Genomic DNA, 17,866 nt, shown 5'->3' on the forward strand with positions numbered 1-17,866 from the left:
GCTCCGTTTGCGCCGCCAATGGCGTTTTTTCACGGCCAATGCGCGATTTGCGGCGTCCGGAGTTGCCATTACATTAATATCCGCTTGCGCTTTCTGCTTTGTGTGTTTGCTATTCCACACTCAATTTATAGCCAACGCCGCGCACTGTCTGCAACCAAACGGGATTGGCTGGATCATTCTCTATCTTGCGGCGCAGGCGATTTATTTGAACGTCAATAGTTCGTTCGCCCACGTCGCCCTCGGTTCCCGTCAATTCGTGACGCGGAACAGTTTCGCCGGCCCGGGCGGCAAAAATAGCCATAATGTCCTGTTCACGATCAGTGAGGCGGATCAAGTCTCCCGAGCGTTTCAATTCACGTTTGGCGATGACGAAGGTGTAAGGTCCAAAAACAATCTGTTCTATTTTTGCCTGCGTAGCAGGGGCACCACGCCGCAAAATATTATTGATGCGCAGTATGAGTTCGCGCGGATCGAATGGCTTTGGCAGGTAATCGTCTGCGCCTGCCTCAAGACCCGTAATGCGGCTGTCCGTTTCCGAAAGGGCGGTCAGCATCAGAATTGGTACGTTCTTTTCCTCCCGGAGCGATTGAGTCAAGGCAATTCCACTCTCGCCCGGCATCATGACATCGAGAATGAGCAGGTCATAATCTATGCCTGCAAGCTTCCTTCGAGCCTCATCGGCATTGGCTGCCACCGTAATACGAAAGCCGCTGCCCGTTAGATATTGGGACAGTAGATTTCGAATTCTGGTGTCGTCATCAACGATCAGCAAATGTGGAGCATCATCCGATAGCGCGAGGTCGCTACCAACCGGTGCTGTTTCTGTTTCCTGTGCCATGTATCCCCTCTCAACCAAGTGGAACTCTATATCTACCCTTACTTCGGCAGGCTGTCGATCTGTTGCCACTGCGCGGGATTTACCATTGCCCTGAGAAAACGTTCAATCACCGTCCGGTCGCTCAGATCGAGCTGTTCCAATGCATTGGCAATGCGGCGTGATTGCGGTGCTGCCAGTTCGAGCGCCAACCGGCGGCCTTGACGTGTCGGATAGAGTTCGCGTTGCCGGCGATCTCGTGGGCCCTGAATCTGCACGATATGATCCGTATCGATGAGTTGCTTGAGAACGCGGGCCAGACTTTGCTTGGTGATCTTCAGAACCTCCAGCAATTCGGCAACGGTCATGCCGGGCTTTCGATTGACGAAATAAAGAACGCGATGATGCGCACGTCCAAATTCAAGCTTTTCCAGTATCATATCCGGGTCGGCGGTGAAGTCGCGATAGGCGAAGAAAAACAGCTCGATAATGTCGAGTTCTTTTGCGTCTTTCTCCGTCAGGGCTGTCTCGATATGCCTATCTGGTGTATAAGATTTCATGCAGGGTCCCCGGTCTTGTAAAAGATTATGTCAGTGTTGTTGACTTAATTTTAGACTGCTGATAATTTTTGGCAAGCTGTTGGCCTGCATTTTGAATTAATCGAAAAGCCAATACGTGTTTCCGGGATATTTTCCTCAATTGAAACGCCTATTGGTGCTTACGGGCAATGGTACACCAATTGGACATCGGGACCAGTTGGCAGAAGATAAAACCCGCAAAAACATCAGGATAAGGCCTGGAGGAAAACATGGCATCCGCTCCATTCGATCAGCTTGAAGGTTACATCTGGATGAACGGCGAATTTGTTCGCTGGGCAGATGCAAAGGTTCATGTGCTTACGCATGGTCTCCACTATGCAAGCTCTGTATTCGAAGGGGAGCGTGCGTATGGCGGCGAGATTTTCAAGCTTAACGAACATACGGAACGCCTGCACGAGTCTGCCCGCATCCTTGGTTTTACGATTCCTTATTCGGTTGAAGAACTTAACGACGCTTGCCGCAAGCTTTTGGCAAAGCAGGGCTTTCAGGATGCTTATGTCCGCCCTGTTGCCTGGCGCGGAAGTGAATCGATGGGTGTTTCAGCGCAGGCAAATAAGATCAATGTCGCAATCGCGATCTGGCAATGGCCAAGCTATTTCGACCCTGCACAAAAGCTGAAGGGTATCCGGCTCGATATGGCTGAGTATCGTCGTCCCGATCCCAAGACAGCTCCTTCAAAGTCGAAAGCGGCCGGTCTTTACATGATCTGTACAATCTCGAAGCATGCGGCTGAAGCCAAAGGCTATGCGGATGCTCTGATGCTGGACTGGCGCGGACAGGTGGCGGAGGCAACAGGCGCCAATGTATTCTTCGTCAAGGACGGTGTTATTCATACGCCAAAACCCGATTGCTTTCTGGACGGCATTACGCGCCGCACGGTTATCGACCTTGCCAAGCGTCGCGGCTACGAAGTAGTAGAGCGAGCAATTATGCCGGAAGAACTGGCAGATTTTGAACAGTGCTTCCTGACAGGAACAGCTGCTGAAGTTACGCCTGTCTCAGAGATCGGTTCATACAAATTCACAGTGGGCGAAATCGCTATTAACTTGATGAATGATTATGCTGCGGAAGTAACGCCGAAGAAAGCCGCTGCAGAATAATCACGATCATCGATCAATATTACAAGCCTGATACAACTCTATAGGTGTATCAGGCTGTTTGACATTGCCTAAAACTTAGTCATCATGATGTATGTCAGGCATGAGTCTGACGTTGAAACGTTGACGGGGTGTCCACTATGGAAGCGCTTCTTCCTATCATTATCCAACTTATCTCGGGTGGTGTCGGCGGCAATATTGTCGGCGGTCTCCTTAAAAATCTCAGCCTTGGCACTACCGGCAATACTGTCGCAGGTGGTGTTGGCGGATTGATAGGTGGTTATCTTACACAATATCTTGGTGCGGGTGGCGCAGCAGTCGTTGCAGATGCAGTCGCATCTTCCGGGCTGGATATTGGCGCTATTATCAGTCAGATTGCTGGTGGCGGTATTGGCGGCATTATTTTGACCGCAATAGCCGGTGCAATAAAGAACTCATTGGCAAAAACCTGATCACTGCTAGACGAAGATTTGTTGGGGCGGTCCTTTAGACCGCCCTTTTCATTTGCACCCTTATTACATTAGGCTCATTGCCAGCTCGACCGAGACAAAGCAGGACAGGATTAAGATTTATGGGACAATTGCAGGCCGGTATTATCCCCGTTACGGCCTTTCAACAGAACTGTACTATTCTCTTCGACAGTGACGACAAGCGAGGTGTGCTCATTGATCCGGGCGGGGACAATGATCAGGTGCTTCATGCCATTCAGTCTAATGGAATCGTGATTGAGGCAATCTGGTTGACCCATGGTCATATTGATCATGCTGCAGGTGCGATGGACATGAAAGAGTCACTGGCTGTCGATATTATCGGGCCGCATGAGGGTGACCGCTTTCTTTTGGATAGTTTGGAGGAAAAGGCTCTTCAGTATAGGATTTCGGGAAATGTACGTAATTGCACCCCGGACCGCTGGTTGACTGATGGAGAAACTGTCTCGTTCGGAAACCATATATTTGAAGTTTTGCATTGTCCGGGCCACGCTCCCGGGCATGTTGTCTATTATAACAAGGCGGCAAAATTTGCACATGTCGGCGATGTGCTTTTTAACGGCTCGGTCGGGCGAACCGATTTGCCGGGTGGTGACCACGCGGCGCTAATAAATTCGATTAAAACGAAACTTCTGCCTCTTGGGGACGATATCGGCTTTATTTGCGGTCATGGGCCAGGCGGCAGATTTGGCGAAGAGCGTAGGACCAATCCGTTCTTGAACGAATAATGAAAAACCGCCGGATTTACCGGCGGTTTTTGAATAATCAGTTGGCGTTGCAGAAATAATCCCGGCCGTCATAGCCGCGGAATGTTCCTGTTTCCGGATTGAATGACCGGTAACGGTCGGCGCAATAGCGATACCAATCACGGGTCCAAGGTTGTGCTGAACCGTAATAGCGTGGTGCTTCAACCTGGCGGTAAGCGCGAACTGGTGCGCGATAGGCGGGGCGGTCATCATAGTCGCGGTAGATAACTTCCGGTTCGCGCGGCTGCGAGAGAGCGCCTCCAATCAATGCGCCGGCTGCAAGGCCAATTGCGCCAGCGGCAAGTGCATCACCACCACCCCGATGATGATGGCGATAGCCACGGTCATGGTGGCGCCAACGATGATCAGCCGATGCCGATGACAGCGGTGCTATAACAGTCGCCGCTACAGCTGTAGCAAGAATGGCAATTTTCATACCTTTATTCATTTGTGCCTCCTTGAAGCATCTTGGCGAGTTTTCTACGCCGCTGGATTATTTTGAGCTGTGATCCAACCGGACCGCCAGCCATAACACTGTTTTAATCGTCTCAGAATGAATGCAGGCTGAACGATGGGCGAGACTATTTGTTCCTTGCTGATCCAGTCAAACATTGTTCCAGAGCGGGAACAGGACACATGATTTCAGCAATTCCAAGGCGCAAAACCAAGCACCAACTGACCTGGGCAGCAGGTCGTAATCTATCAAAAATGAAACCCCCAAGGCAAAAGGGGATTTCAGCTGGTCAAACGCAAACAACCTCTGCTCAGTCGCGTCCCTCTGACGTGGCTCTTAAACTGGCAGAATGATCGCAGAACTTATTCTGTGATCGAAATATTTACGGCCTTCGGACCCTTGCCACGGCGATCTGGTTCTGTGTCGAAGGAAACCTTCTGATTGTCTGCAAGATCTGTAAGTCCGGATGCCTGCACTGCAGAGATGTGAACGAAGATATCTGCTGCTCCGTCATCCGGCTTGATAAAGCCAAAACCTTTTTCGCTGTTGAAGAATTTGACCGTACCGGTCTGTGCCATGCTCAGTTCCTTTTTAAATTACCGCGTTCCCCTCCGGGCTTGCGGGATTGGTAGTATGCCGTCTTCTGTACTTACATCCGACGGAGGTCATGCAGGCAATTCTCGAATTCAGGAAAGGAGCCGATCATTGCCGGGATTACTCCCGACCCGGTATTCTTGCGGTTCCGGCGCGCCGTTCTTCCAGTCTTCCAGTGTTCATAGATGCCCGAACGCTTTGAGACTGCTAGAATAAGTCTTTTTTGGCAAGCAAAAGTTTTTCTACCACTTGGATGAACAGGTAGAAATGCATTGCTGATATGAGCAGAGCATGTAGAAAATACGCCGTTATATGTATGTCGCAAACCTATGCATGCTGCACGAAAAACTAGTGTTAACGATTACGCTTAACGATGCAGGCCCCACCAGCACTTCGTAGTTGTGTGCAGATTTGATTGGCTTCTGCACGGCTGTCAGCGCCGATGCGGACCGCGTAAATTCCTCGTCGACCCATTGCCGAACGATTGCGGCTGATAACGGGTTCATGCTGGTCCAGAACAGCGGGAAAGCTTCGCTTCAGGCGCTGCAATTGGCGTACGGCTGCTGATTGCCGGAAATTGCCGGCGATCTGGATACCCCACGGTTTTGGCTTGATCTGAGCCATCGATACAGTTGCGAACCGTACAATAGGAAGCTGGCGGCAAGCAGCATCAAAACTAAGCTTACTGTTAAGAGGGCGGTTCTTGATCTCTGCGCCGCTCGCAAAGTCATCTGCCGAGATGCCGGTTATATCGAGCACATATTCTTCGGTCTCCAAGGGAAGAAAGCCACCATTGGACATCCATCGGGAGACCCGCGTAGGCCCGGCATTATATGCTGCGGCTGCCAGCCCCCAATTACCAAATGCTTTTTGTAGATCTTTCAGCAATTTGGCTGAGGCTGGTAGTGCCTGAGAGAAATCATAAGGATCGGCAAGGCTTCGCTCTCTGGCGGTTCCGGGCATGAACTGTGCGATACCTTGCGCTCCGACCGGGCTCGTAGCAGCGACATCAAACCGGCTCTCCTTCCAGATCAGTCTGGCAAAGAAGTCACGTGGAACACCATATCCATCAGCGTTCGTCGCAATTGCAGCGCATATTTGGGTAACGCTTGGTGTAGGCGGTGCAACCGGAACGGATACGGACGGATTGTCTGCAGCCAAAGTGTTGAATGAGGCCAAAAGACAAGTTGCCGTAAGCATGGCGATAGATTTGTACCAGGTCACAGTAGCCTTTCGGTCGAGAGAACAGTATTTGGCATTAAGCACGCCTTTATTTCTGATAAAAGAGAGGTGTCGACGATTCCCATGAGTCAGGCGACATACAACGACCAAATGTGAAGAGTAATGCCCATGCCGCTTCCCATCACAACTATAGGTTTTGATGCAGACGATACGCTCTGGCAGAATGAGCAGTTTTTCAGATCATCCGAAAAGCATTTCTCCAGTCTGTTAGCGCCCCATACTGATATTGCCGATCTGACTGAGCGGCTGCTCGAGGTGGAGAAACGCAATCTGGATTCTTACGGATTTGGCATTAAGGGGTTTACTCTTTCATTGATCGAGACAGCTGTGGAAGTAACAAATGGGAAGGTGCCTGCGACTGTTATCGCTGAGATTCTTGATGCGGGGCGTGAAATGCTCCGTCATCCGGTGGAGACACTGCCTCATGTCACGGAAACACTGGAGCAACTGACGGACCACTACAAGCTGGTGCTCGTGACCAAAGGTGACCTTTTCGATCAGGAGCGTAAGCTGGCTCAATCAGGCCTTGGCGAGTTCTTTGATGCGATTGAAATCGTCAGCACCAAAGACAGAAACACATATGACCGTATTTTCAGCCGGCACGGTGATGGCGCCGATAGGGCGTTGATGATCGGAAACTCACTGAAATCGGACGTTGTGCCTGCGATCGAAGCGGGTGCATGGGGCATATTCGTGCCTCACGAGCTTACTTGGGTGCTTGAGCATGTAGAAGCGCCAGTGGAGAATCCGAGATTCCGTCAGATTGAACATCTCGGGCAACTTGCTCCGCTTCTTGCTGAGATTGGCTCTATATAAACAAGATTTGCTCTAGTTATTCAGCTGCGTATTGTTCCTGTATTGGCTCGTCGGGTCCATTTGGATCGCCAGCTAAGGTTTCGCAACCCAAGTCGGGAAATGCCACAACACGATTGCCGGTGAAGTCTGTACGCACCACGACCAAGCCTTGCTCTTCGAAATAGGTAAGCAAGCGCCGTGCGCGCCTCGTCGAATGTGTCCCATAAGCCCGTGCTATTGTTGCATCTGAGGGGCACGGGCTTGCCGTAACAGCCGCTTGTGCCACGATAAAGAAAACGCCTTGAACGTCATCCGGCAGGCTTTTTGAAAGCTCCAGTGCCTGCTGCCATGGCTCTCCCTGTGCTGTTTCACCATCAATTCCAGCCCGTGCCACAGCAAGCCTGCGGCGAAACGCGGGAAGCGAAAGTTGATCTCCCGGAACCCGGCGTATCCGGCAGCGAACAAGAAAATCCTGATAAAGTACTGCATCAGTGCGAAAGGAAGCATCTGGGTCGTTCAGCATTTCATGCATGACTGCATCAATCAGGCTGTTGCGTTCTGCCTCATCAATTTCAGGGAATAATGTTGGTGCAGGCGATTCCGCCTGTGCCATTGCCTTGGCTTGCGTCAATTGATTGAGAATATCCGCTGTCGGGGTAGGGGCAGGCGGTGCGGGCGCTTTGCGCACGACCGTGCGCCTTTCTTCCGGAGCTGGTGTGAAGATAAGATCACGCGCATCGTCCCCCCGCTGTGGAAGTGGCGTAAGCTTTGGGCTGGAAGAACGTGCTGATGTTTCGACAGCTCCAATTGTAACGGGAAGGGGGCGGCGGGACAGGGCGGGTCCAAGAGCCACAAAGTGCCCGCGGGCAAGATCGCGGAACTGCTCTGCCTGACGGCGTTCCATACCCAGCAAGTCTGCCGCACGCGCCATGTCAATATCCAGAAATGTACGGCCCATCAGAAAGTTCGAAGCTTCTGCCGCAACGTTCTTTGCAAGCTTCGCCAGTCGCTGCGTTGCGATCACTCCGGCAAGACCGCGTTTACGTCCCCGGCACATGAGATTGGTCATTGCGCCGAGAGAGAGCTTGCGGGCCTCGTCCGAAACCTCGCCAGCAACAGCGGGTGCAAAGAGCTGCGCTTCATCCACGACGACCAGCATCGGATACCAATAGTCCCGTTCAGCATCGAATAAGCCACCGAGAAACGCCGCGGCGCATCGCATCTGCTGTTCTACGTCAAGACCTTCAAGATCGAGCACCACTGACACGCGGTGTTGCCGGATACGGGCGGCGATGCGTGTCAGTTCGTTTTCCGTACGCGCACCGTCGACCACCACATGACCGTACTTGTCGGCAAGCGTGACGAAATCGCCCTCGGGATCGATAACGCACTGCTGCACCCATTGCGCGCTTTGTTCTAGAAGGCGACGCAGAAGGTGTGATTTTCCTGAACCGGAATTGCCTTGGACGAGCAGGCGCGTTGCCAAAAGCTCTTCCAGGTCGAGCATGGCTTTTGCACCTGCTGGCGCCGCTCCCATGTCGATATCGACCTTCATTACTTCTCCAGACATGACGTGATTCCGCGCGCTAAATTCCGCGCGCGGTTTGTCTAGCATCCCTTTAGGCCAGATGCTTGAGTCTTCTGATATTTTCCGGAACTAACCCACAGCTGGTTTGACGTTTTCCTGAAAAACTGCGCCGAATTCTTTCATCCGATCAACGATATAATCAGCATTCATCAGGGAATCCGGCAAGTAAAGTCCGGCCTTTACAGGCTCGCCGCCATGCAGCCCGAGAAGACGTTCAACGCCGAGTGCTACATGCAGGGCTGTGAGAGGAGCCTGTCCCTTCGGATGCACAATGTCGATCCGCGTTGCGACATGCTCTCCGGTGGTCAATTCACCATTTATCTCAATGGCGATCTCGGTTGAAAAATGGTCTCCGCGTCTGCGGCTGGCCGATGTGCCATACACAAGGCCAACGCGGATGGACTTGGCATTTGTGGCAGTCGATAGGCCGAGAACATCTAGTGGCGAATAGGGCGTGGATTCTACTGTCGTTCCGTCAATGTCGACAAATGCCCGCTTGGCATCATCACCCTTTACCCATTGCCAGCGTCCATCCACGAGGAGCAGTGGGTTGGGTGCCGACTCTGTAAGCCGCTCGTAGTCTGCAAGAGCCGCTGGTCCGCCCATATCTTCTTCGTCAAGCACGACTGTGATTGAGATGTCATCAATGGTTTTAAACTTGCGTGCGGCTTGCAGAGCCGGAAATGTTGCAGCGCCCGCAAGCCAATTACTCGCCATCAATATTGGCGCTGCATTAGGCTTGCTGATGGCCAATGCCATTTCTGGCCCCACTTCGAAAACGCCACTCGACACGCTGAGGTAGGGCAGGCCGTGTGTCTGTGCATATTTCATACTGTTAAGGGTCGCGTCTTTTACAAAGACAACAATTGCGCTGTAGTTGGTATTGGCACTTTGTCCCAGATCATCGCGTTCCAAGTCAATTTTGACGGCTTGTGCATGACCAACCTCATCGGCGACGCTTTGCGCCTTGGCAAAGTCGCGGCCGCCGATTGCTATCGGCAGATCTGGATATAGTCTGCGCAGTATTTGTGCTGCTTTTGCACCTACGATTCCTGATCCACCAAGGATCAGTACTGGATCGGTGTTGGATAGTGACATGGCCTCGACTCCTGCTTTAAACTGGACAATGGTGAAACGCTGACTGGGATTTCGTTTCCCGATAATTCATGTTACTATTAGTAAGTTACTTATAGTAACATTGCAAGATGCCGGACATTATTTATTGCTGCTTGTCGAATTAGGATTGAATGCGAATGGGACTAGCTGCTGCTAAAAAGATGCCAAAAGTGCAACGCCGAGAGCAGTTGTTATCGATCGCTCTCGATATCGTTCGAAACGAAGGCACAGATGCGTTGACCCTCGGCTACGTCGCTGAAAAGGCGGGTGTGAGTAAGCCGATTGCCTATGAGCACTTCGGGACACGTAGCGGGTTGCTTATTGCTCTATTCGAGCAACTTGACCAGCAGCAGATCGATGAGCTTACCGCTGCGATTGCAGAAGCGCCCAAGCGGCTGGACGATGTCGCTCGTGTGGTCAGCAAGGCTTACATGGCTTGCTATCAAACTATCGGGGCAGAATGGTCGGCCATTTCTGCGGCTCTCAGGGGCGACGAGGTTATGGACGAAATCCAATGCAGCCTTATCGACAGCTATGTTGATCTCTATTGTTCCATTCTTGCGCCATATACAGAAATTGCCGCGGATGAGCTTCGTTCGCGCTGCATCGGAATTATTGGCGCGGCGGAGGCAATTTCACGCGAGATGATACGCGATAAGCTTGAAGAAAAAGCGGCTGCAGCGGTGCTGCAGTCGCTCATCGTCACATGGCTGTCCAAATAGACCCGGCCGTTAGTTAACCGGGACCGTTTCCAGCACCGGGTTCGGTTTGCCATGCTTGCTTAACGTCAGCACCAGTAGAGCTGCAATCAGACACAGGATGCCCGCCACGAAGAATGCCGGCATATAAGTTTCGTATTCGGTACGTACGAACCCGCCGCCATAGGCTGCCGAAGCTGCGCCCAGTTGATGACCTGCAAAGACCCACCCGAAGATCAATCCAGCTCTTTCGCGGCCAAAGCGATCTGTTGCCAATTTTACGGTTGGGGGCACAGTGGCGATCCAGTCAAGACCGTAGAACATGGCAAAAAGAGACAGGCCATAGAAGGAAAAATTGGAGTAGGGCAGGTACAGGAGTGAGAGGCCGCGCAGGCCATAATACCAGAAAAGCAGCCAGCGATTATCTACACGATCAGAGAGCCAGCCCGAGCCTATTGTTCCAAAGAAATCAAAAAAGCCCATCATTGCTAGGACGCTGGCTGCCATAACGGGAACCATGCCGAAATCACCGCACATTGCAACAAAGTGAGTTCCCACAAGGCCGTTGGTGCTGGCTCCGCATACAAAGAAAGTGGCAAACAGCACCCAGAATGTACTGCTTTTTGATGCGTCTTTTAGAGCAATCAAAGGCATGGTGATAAGGGTAATCAGTCCGCCTGTAACCGGAGGTGTGGTGACGACTTCTTTATCTCCGTAAGCTGGCAAGCCGACATCGGCAGGTCGGTCGCGCATCAGAAAGAATACGGCAATCACTGCGATGATCAGCAACGCGCAGATCAGCATGATCGCTGTGCGCCAACCGTAATTCTCGCTAAGCGATGCCATAAGCGGCATGAACGCAAGCTGGCCTGTGGCAGAACTGGCAGTCAGCATACCCAAGGCGAGACCGCGGCGCTCGGTGAACCAGCGGGCCGCAACAGTCGCACCCAGAACCATTGCTGTAAGACCTGTTCCGAAGCCAACAACTACGCCCCATAGAAGGATGAGCTGCCAGATTTCTGTCATCGCCAGCGATGCAAAGAGGCCGCCAGTGATAAGCACGAGAGCAACGCAGACAACTTTCCTGACACCGAAATAGTTCATGAAAGCGGCCGCAAATGGTCCCATCAAACCGAAGAGCAAGAGGCGAATGGAGAATGCCATCGCAATCTCTTTGGTCTCCCAGCCGAACTCTTTTTCGAGCGGGACGATCAATACGCCCGGAGCGCCCACGGCAGCGGCGGTTACAAGCATGGTGAGGAATGTGACGGCAACGACTACCCAGCCGTAATGAAAGTTGCGCTTTGCCAAAGCAGCTGCGAGCGGATTGGAAATCATATCGGGTCTTTCAATAACGGCCGCTAACAGCCATGAAATTTAAATGATGGTCATCATGTTTGACTATTCATGACGATCGTCATATATTTTGTCAATAGTTGTTTTGAAGGGGACCGCACAATGCGTGTCAGCAAAGATCAGGCAGCGGAAAACCGCGCCCGCATCATAGAAGTAGCAAGTCAGCAGTTCCGGCAGAAGGGTTTTGACGGGATTGGTGTTGCGGATTTAATGAAGAACGCCGGACTGACTCATGGCGGGTTTTATGGGCATTTCGCATCCAAGGACGATCTGATTGCAGTTTCATGCGATGAGGCAATGAAACGCTCTGCCGAAAAATGGTCGGAGCTGGCTGAACAGGGCCCGGAAGAAGCGCTTACCGCGATTGTATCGTCTTATCTTGCCAAGAGCCATTCCGGCGGATTGGCCAATAGCTGCACCATGGCGATGCTGGCACCTGACATTGCCCGGCACGGCGGCGAAGTTCAGACGAATTTTACCGATGGCACAAAGAAGCTACTCGAGATTCTTGCAAGTGTGACTTCGGGTTATACAGATGCGGACAAGCGCGAAAAGGCCATCGCGACAATGGCGGGACTGGTCGGTGCGGTGGTCCTTTCCCGCGCTGTCGACGACCCCGCCTTTGCCGATGAAATATTAAGCGCAGGTCGTAAACTTTTCGGGCCTGAGGAAGGCAGCGATCAGTGATCCTTGACTATCGTCCCGGTCGTCCGGTTTTACCCGGGCGTCGCTTCTTGCGGGCATCGCTGGCATCCTCGTAGGAACCCGCTCCTGTACGTTCGCGGCGAATGATCGTCTGATCGTTGCGATTCGTACCGGTAAACGCTGGCTTTTCAGGAACATTGCCAATGACCGGCTTTTCGGTGCGACCAACCGTCATTTCATCCAGTGAATTCTTGCGGAAAACCCCAGGCCCAAGCGGGCGGGTTGTGTCGCCACCCATCTCGTCCAGATGCGGTTTACGGAATAGCGCTGAGTTGGCATCGTTCTCATCGGTTACAACCCGATGAACGGCTCGTCCTGCATTGTGCCTGCCCTTGGTGCGCCCAGTAACAGGGCTTTCCATTTCGACTTCGCGAGCCATGGGATCGTCTGAAACAGCGAGTTCCATTTCGCGCAAACGCTTGATCTCGTCGCGTAAGCGGGCGGCCACTTCGAAATCGAGATCGTCGGCTGCATCACGCATCTTTTTCATCAGATGCTCAAGGTGGGCTTTGAGATTATTGCCCATCATCGCACCTTCTTCGGCAAAGCCGGAGATGTCCGCACGAACATGGTCGCGTTCATAAACGCTGTTGAGAATATCGCCGATGTTCTTCTTGATGCTGGCAGGGGTTATGCCATGCTCGGTGTTATAAGCTTCCTGTTTTTCGCGGCGGCGATTGGTTTCCGCCATCGCCCGCTCCATCGAGCCTGTAACGTGGTCAGCATAAAGCACGACTTTGCCGTCTACGTTACGCGCTGCACGTCCAATCGTCTGGATCAGTGAAGTCTCCGAACGCAGAAACCCTTCCTTGTCCGCGTCGAGAATGGCGACGAACCCGCATTCAGGAATATCGAGCCCCTCGCGCAGCAGATTGATACCTACCAGCACGTCGAATGCTCCGAGGCGCAAGTCGCGCAAGATTTCGATGCGCTCCAGCGTATCAATGTCGGAGTGCATGTACCTTACGCGAATGCCCTGTTCGTGCAGGTATTCGGTCAAATCCTCCGCCATGCGCTTTGTCAGAACTGTCACGAGCGTGCGGTAGCCCTTGGCGGACGTCTCGCGGATTTCGCCAAGTACGTCATCCACCTGCGATTTTGCCGGGCGAACTTCCACGGGCGGATCAATGAGACCGGTCGGGCGAATGACCTGTTCGGCGAACACGCCTCCAGATTCTTCCATCTCCCATTTGCTGGGGGTGGCGGATACCGCAACGGTCAGCGGGCGCATTGCATCCCATTCCTCAAACCGCAAAGGACGATTATCCATGCAGGAGGGCAGTCGGAAGCCATATTCGGCCAAAGTGGCCTTGCGGCGGAAGTCGCCTTTGTACATCGCGCCGATCTGCGGAACAGTAACGTGGCTCTCATCAATGAAGACAAGCGCATTATCAGGAATATATTCAAACAGCGTGGGCGGCGGCTCGCCCGGTTGACGACCCGTGAGGTATCGAGAATAGTTTTCGATGCCAGCACATGATCCTGTTGCTTCAAGCATTTCAATATCGAAAGTGCAGCGTTGCTCCAACCGTTGCGCTTCGAGCAAGCGTCCGGCAGCATTCAATTCCACAAGGCGGTGTTTCAACTCTTCCTTGATCGACTTGATCGCCTGATTGAGTGTTGGACGTGGCGTTACATAGTGCGAATTCGCGTAAATCTTGACCGAACGCAAATCGCCGGTTTTCTGGCCGGTCAGAGGGTCAAATTCCGTGATCGTTTCGATTTCATCTCCGAACATCGAAATGCGCCAGGCGCGATCTTCCAAGTGAGCGGGGAAAAGTTCAATCGTGTCACCGCGTACTCGGAACGAGCCACGTGTAAAATCCATGTCGCGGCGTTTGTACTGTTGCGCAACGAGATCGGCCAACAAGGCGCGTTGGTCCAAACGGTCACCGATCTTCATTTCGAAGGTCATGGCGGTATAGGTTTCCACCGAACCAATACCGTAAATACAGGATACAGAGGCGACGATTATGACATCATCACGCTCAAGCAGCGACCGGGTTGCCGAGTGGCGCATACGATCAATCTGTTCGTTGATCGAGGATTCTTTTTCGATATACGTGTCTGAGCGCGGCACATAGGCTTCGGGCTGATAGTAATCGTAATAGGAAACGAAATATTCGACGGCATTGTTCGGGAAGAAGGATTTGAACTCGCCGTAAAGCTGTGCTGCCAGTGTCTTGTTCGGTGCCAGAATAAGGGCAGGGCGCTGAGTTTCCTCAATGACCTTCGCCATGGTGAAGGTCTTGCCAGAGCCCGTTACACCTAAAAGCACTTGCGTTTTATCGTGGTCACTCACGCCAGATACAAGATCACGGATGGCTGTTGGCTGGTCACCCGATGGGACAAACTCGGTTTCCATCTGAATGGCGATGCCACCTTCGGATTTATCCGGGCGTGTTGGCCTATGTGGCTGCCAGGCTGCACCGTTCTTGAATAATGGATTACCGCTCTCGATCAGCGCCGAAAGCGCAGCAACCGTTGCAGTTGCACCTCCCGGAGCAATGCTTGATGCGTCTTCAAGATTAATATCAAGTCCTGCAACCGGATTAAGGCCCGCCGCAGCACGAGTTTTGGGGTCCGACGAGCCGCCAATCGACGTGCCGCGTGACGTTCTCGATGCGTTTGATTTGTCAGCTGACGTCTTTTTAGCCTTGGCAATTTTCGGGTGTGGCTTTTGGGTTTCTTGGGTGATCTGCGCAGCCCAGTCACCGATAGAGCCAGTCAGCGGTGTGCCTTCCAGTTCAGGTTGGGGCGCTTCGCCGAAACCGTCGACGGTATATTTGTCAGGTGATTTTGCCATAGGTCCAATATGGTGAGAGTCTGAACAAATGGGAAGAGGCTTGGTCTCAAAAGTGCCATCGCTTGATCGGCTACTGACACAAGGCTGTCAGTAGCCGCGTCAGGATGAATAGCGACTTAGTCCTCCTCACGGCACGAAAATGTGCTTGCGATGGTAGCGAAGGAAATCAGGGTGTGGATAGTCTATTTCATTCTTGGGTAGTTGTATTTTGCCTGTTGCGTTTATCAACCCATCGATTTTTGGATCTTGGTATAAGGATGATCTGATAATTCGATAGTCAAAACCAATTGAAATAAGGCCCTTGTCAAAAAGCCAGTGCAAAGTTCGCACCAATGTTATTCCGTTTTGCACAGAGTCTGGTCCCGAGTCCTTGACCGGCTTGATATGAGCACATTCGATCTCATAGCTGCCGTCCAGTGCGCACAAACGAATCCCGCTCATGGTGCATTTCCATCCATATGCCTCACCCACGGCTTTGCTGAATGTGCGGTCGCGGAGCGCACGGGATGTTACGAAACGACTTCTCAAGAATGGTTCAGGCTGGTCTTCCTGAAAGCCGGCATATGGAAGCACGTGGACTTCGGGCGGTGTTTCTGTCTGATGCTGGTCGAAAGCCGCTTCCAGAATTGCGTTGTACTCTTCAAGAGAAAGAACCCGAACCCGTTGTTGATTGGCATGTTTATTCAGACTGCCATCCGATTCCTGCATGTTTCGTTCATAGTAAAACTTGCTGATTGCCAAAGGAGCGGTGACACTGAAGGGTACGCTTGGAAATTCAAAAAACTCGGCCAATCTGGCGGTGGTGTAGCCAGGTCTGCCCTCGGTTGGGTGAATTGAGATGACGCGGGCAGTCGCGAAATATCCTGCGGCTTTACCTCCGGGTTCGCCTGCACGCTTAGCGGGTCGGTAATAAACAATCCAATCATTCAACACACTGTTGACGAGAGTTAAATATTTGTTTTCAAAGTAGAAAGTATCATGAATTGAATTTATATTTTCGTCACTTGATTTAATCTGGAACACTGCGGGCATGCGTCGTGAATTCACATCTTGAAACGTTGATTTATTTCAAGATGACCATCTCGGGCTTGAAGCGAAAGATATCCAAAATTGCACTTTGTGCATTTACAATCTGGGGTGGTCTAAATCATCAGCCGTAGCGGATCTTCAAGCCGAGAATGGTCAGGATCAGTAGCAGTGTCATCCCGTTTGCTGCCATGACGGGCCAAGAAGCAATCATGATGCCATAGCACAGCCATAGAAATACGCCGAGCGCCAAGCTTATGTTTGTTACGAGAGAAATGCTGGCCGTGTCTCTATACTTTACAATTTTTATGATCTGGGGAATCCATCCCATGGTGGTGATAACGGCAGCAAGGCTGCCAATGAGTTCAATGTGAAGCGGCACGGCGCGTTACTTTCAAAAGAATTTACTGCAATTGATATATGAGAGGATTCACGCTGAAAATATAGCGGAATCGTGGCGTTTCGAGAGAACGCGATAATATTTTCTAGTGTTACTGAACAACGCCTAAAAGTCGGCCCGGCAGGTATATCACCAGTGACGCTGCGCCGGTGATTACAGACGTGCCGTCAGCCAGTACGGCTTGCCCAGCGGATCGCTCATCACCCGCCAAAACCCGTTCCGAAAGCTGCCCGCTGCGCGCCATATTCATTAGCGTAGGCGAGCTGGCGAAAACACCATGTGCACCGCCATCAAGATCAGACGCATCGAGGACAACAATTCCCAATTTCTGCAGAACAGGGATACTGGAGCCATCGCCGACACGCGGGTGCCCGCCGACAATTCGTCCGGATACATTCAATGCCCGATCGGCGCGGGAAACCAGCACTGTAAAGGGACGCGGCAATTGTCCGATGTCAGCAACCTGAGCCTGGAACACATCGATATCAATATCAGGAGCAGCGAGCATGACGCCGGACATGCGACGGAAAACGTCGCTGTGACCATTTTCGGCAAGGTCTTTCAAGGCTTCCATGACCACGAATGATCCCATGGAATGGCCGACCAACAGAATCTTGCTGGCTTTGGTTTTCGCCGCCAGCCGTAACGTTTCTGCCAACCCGTCGCGTCCGAAAGTGGCGCTGTCACGGTCATAGACGTAAAGCCCGAGCGAACCGGCGGAGGGCCAGGAATAATGAAGTGTGACGGCAGGAATGCCAAAGTCATAGCTCATCTGAGCGGCGCGGAAAACGCTGTCCGCGAAGTTGTTATTATAACCATGCACGAAGATAAAAAGTTCACGCTGATTTGCAGGACGTTTTGCCAGTTCGGCATTGATCTTCTCAACGAATATCTGCCCGCTATCGTAGGGCTGGAACGTTGTGGCTGCAAAATTACGTGCCGGATTGGGTTTGGTCGTCGACTTTTCTACCTCACCATTTTTGTGTGTAGGCGGAATACCAATATCAATGCGGGAGAAGTTCAATTTTGGTGACCGCTTGGCCGAATAGGGCAGAGAAAGATTATCGGAGCGCTCACGGCTCGTCGCGACGAACACCGGTACAACCGCTTTCGGCCCAGTCTTGTCATTGAGAACCGGGGCAGGAATGGCGGCGTTGGCCTTGACCACGCCGCTTGCATCAAGGCCCAGCACTGCACGTCCACCGCAGCCAGCCAAAGCAAGCATGAGAAGCAATAATGCTGACAAGCGCGAAAGTGTCATGGCTGAACTCCGGACTACCATCCCTGAGCTTCAAACAGCAATCGTCGCTTCACGCAACCTAAATCCCACAATGCTTGGTAC

The 17,866-nt window shown here is 52.2% G+C and carries 18 protein-coding genes; 6 read left to right on the forward strand and 12 right to left on the reverse strand.

Annotated elements, in window-relative coordinates:
* Positions 1-109: 109 nt before the first annotated feature.
* Positions 110-838 (reverse strand): response regulator, encoded by a 729-nt coding sequence (locus ABKW30_RS12720; RefSeq protein ID WP_348599301.1) that lies wholly within the window; start codon positions 836-838, stop codon positions 110-112.
* Positions 839-876: 38 nt separating this feature from the next.
* The gene (locus tag ABKW30_RS12725) at positions 877-1,374 is read right to left on the reverse strand and encodes a MarR family transcriptional regulator (RefSeq protein WP_348599302.1); all 498 of its coding nucleotides are present in this window, start codon (positions 1,372-1,374) and stop codon (positions 877-879) included.
* Between the two features lie 248 nt (positions 1,375-1,622).
* Here ABKW30_RS12725 and ABKW30_RS12730 point away from each other — a divergent pair, with 248 nt between their 5' ends.
* The 3 genes from ABKW30_RS12730 (at position 1,623) to ABKW30_RS12740 (ending at position 3,726) form a co-directional block, all read left to right on the forward strand.
* Positions 1,623-2,513, forward strand: a complete 891-nt coding sequence (locus tag ABKW30_RS12730) for a branched-chain amino acid aminotransferase (protein ID WP_348599303.1) — start codon at positions 1,623-1,625, stop codon at positions 2,511-2,513.
* Between the two features lie 137 nt (positions 2,514-2,650).
* Positions 2,651-2,962 carry a hypothetical protein gene (locus ABKW30_RS12735; protein WP_348599304.1) on the forward strand — a complete coding sequence of 104 codons (312 nt, stop codon included), beginning with the start codon at positions 2,651-2,653 and terminating at the stop codon, positions 2,960-2,962.
* A gap of 119 nt (positions 2,963-3,081) precedes the next feature.
* Entirely contained in the window at positions 3,082-3,726 is a 645-nt protein-coding gene (locus ABKW30_RS12740) for an MBL fold metallo-hydrolase (RefSeq protein WP_348599305.1), read from the forward strand.
* A gap of 37 nt (positions 3,727-3,763) precedes the next feature.
* Here the strand turns inward: ABKW30_RS12740 and ABKW30_RS12745 are convergent, their stop codons facing one another.
* The 3 genes from ABKW30_RS12745 to ABKW30_RS12755 form a co-directional block, all read right to left on the reverse strand.
* Entirely contained in the window at positions 3,764-4,192 is a 429-nt protein-coding gene (locus tag ABKW30_RS12745; protein WP_348599306.1) for a BA14K family protein, read from the reverse strand.
* A 368-nt stretch (positions 4,193-4,560) separates the two neighbouring features.
* The gene (locus ABKW30_RS12750; protein WP_008124224.1) at positions 4,561-4,776 is read right to left on the reverse strand and encodes a cold-shock protein; all 216 of its coding nucleotides are present in this window, start codon (positions 4,774-4,776) and stop codon (positions 4,561-4,563) included.
* A gap of 370 nt (positions 4,777-5,146) precedes the next feature.
* Positions 5,147-6,016 carry a lytic transglycosylase domain-containing protein gene (locus tag ABKW30_RS12755; RefSeq protein WP_348599307.1) on the reverse strand — a complete coding sequence of 290 codons (870 nt, stop codon included), beginning with the start codon at positions 6,014-6,016 and terminating at the stop codon, positions 5,147-5,149.
* Between the two features lie 126 nt (positions 6,017-6,142).
* Here ABKW30_RS12755 and ABKW30_RS12760 point away from each other — a divergent pair, with 126 nt between their 5' ends.
* Positions 6,143-6,850, forward strand: coding sequence for an HAD family hydrolase (locus ABKW30_RS12760; protein WP_348599308.1), 708 nt, complete (start codon positions 6,143-6,145; stop codon positions 6,848-6,850).
* A 16-nt stretch (positions 6,851-6,866) separates the two neighbouring features.
* On the opposite strand, the gene ABKW30_RS12765 is transcribed toward ABKW30_RS12760, so the two are convergent.
* Together ABKW30_RS12765 and ABKW30_RS12770 are read right to left on the reverse strand one after the other, a co-directional pair.
* A complete protein-coding gene (locus tag ABKW30_RS12765; protein WP_348599786.1) occupies positions 6,867-8,384 on the reverse strand; it encodes an ATP-binding protein in 1,518 nt (505 codons plus the stop codon).
* A gap of 102 nt (positions 8,385-8,486) precedes the next feature.
* Positions 8,487-9,515, reverse strand: a complete 1,029-nt coding sequence (locus ABKW30_RS12770) for an NAD(P)-dependent oxidoreductase (RefSeq protein WP_348599309.1) — start codon at positions 9,513-9,515, stop codon at positions 8,487-8,489.
* 155 nt (positions 9,516-9,670) lie between these two features.
* Between ABKW30_RS12770 and ABKW30_RS12775 the strand changes: the two genes are divergently transcribed.
* Complete coding sequence (locus ABKW30_RS12775) at positions 9,671-10,255, forward strand: TetR/AcrR family transcriptional regulator (protein WP_348599310.1); 585 nt, start codon at positions 9,671-9,673, stop codon at positions 10,253-10,255.
* A gap of 9 nt (positions 10,256-10,264) precedes the next feature.
* Here ABKW30_RS12775 and ABKW30_RS12780 read toward each other — a convergent pair whose 3' ends face one another.
* Positions 10,265-11,569: an MFS transporter gene (locus tag ABKW30_RS12780; protein WP_348599311.1), complete on the reverse strand. Its 1,305-nt coding sequence runs from the start codon at positions 11,567-11,569 to the stop codon at positions 10,265-10,267.
* A gap of 120 nt (positions 11,570-11,689) precedes the next feature.
* Between ABKW30_RS12780 and ABKW30_RS12785 the strand changes: the two genes are divergently transcribed.
* Positions 11,690-12,274 carry a TetR/AcrR family transcriptional regulator gene (locus ABKW30_RS12785; protein WP_348599312.1) on the forward strand — a complete coding sequence of 195 codons (585 nt, stop codon included), beginning with the start codon at positions 11,690-11,692 and terminating at the stop codon, positions 12,272-12,274.
* A gap of 7 nt (positions 12,275-12,281) precedes the next feature.
* On the opposite strand, the gene uvrB is transcribed toward ABKW30_RS12785, so the two are convergent.
* The 4 genes from uvrB to ABKW30_RS12805 all read right to left on the reverse strand — a co-directional run bounded on the left by uvrB (position 12,282) and on the right by ABKW30_RS12805 (position 17,785).
* The gene (gene uvrB / locus ABKW30_RS12790; RefSeq protein ID WP_348599313.1) at positions 12,282-15,098 is read right to left on the reverse strand and encodes an excinuclease ABC subunit UvrB; all 2,817 of its coding nucleotides are present in this window, start codon (positions 15,096-15,098) and stop codon (positions 12,282-12,284) included.
* Positions 15,099-15,224: 126 nt separating this feature from the next.
* Positions 15,225-16,130 (reverse strand): HNH endonuclease, encoded by a 906-nt coding sequence (locus ABKW30_RS12795; RefSeq protein WP_348599314.1) that lies wholly within the window; start codon positions 16,128-16,130, stop codon positions 15,225-15,227.
* Between the two features lie 118 nt (positions 16,131-16,248).
* Positions 16,249-16,506, reverse strand: coding sequence for a SemiSWEET transporter (locus ABKW30_RS12800; RefSeq protein ID WP_348599315.1), 258 nt, complete (start codon positions 16,504-16,506; stop codon positions 16,249-16,251).
* A 109-nt stretch (positions 16,507-16,615) separates the two neighbouring features.
* On the reverse strand, positions 16,616-17,785 hold the full coding sequence (locus ABKW30_RS12805; protein WP_348599316.1) for an alpha/beta fold hydrolase: 1,170 nt from the start codon (positions 17,783-17,785) through the stop codon (positions 16,616-16,618).
* Positions 17,786-17,866: the final 81 nt, after the last annotated feature.

Source organism: Phyllobacterium sp. SB3 (assembly GCF_040009165.1).
In the GTDB taxonomy this organism is placed as follows: Bacteria; Pseudomonadota; Alphaproteobacteria; order Rhizobiales; family Rhizobiaceae; genus Phyllobacterium.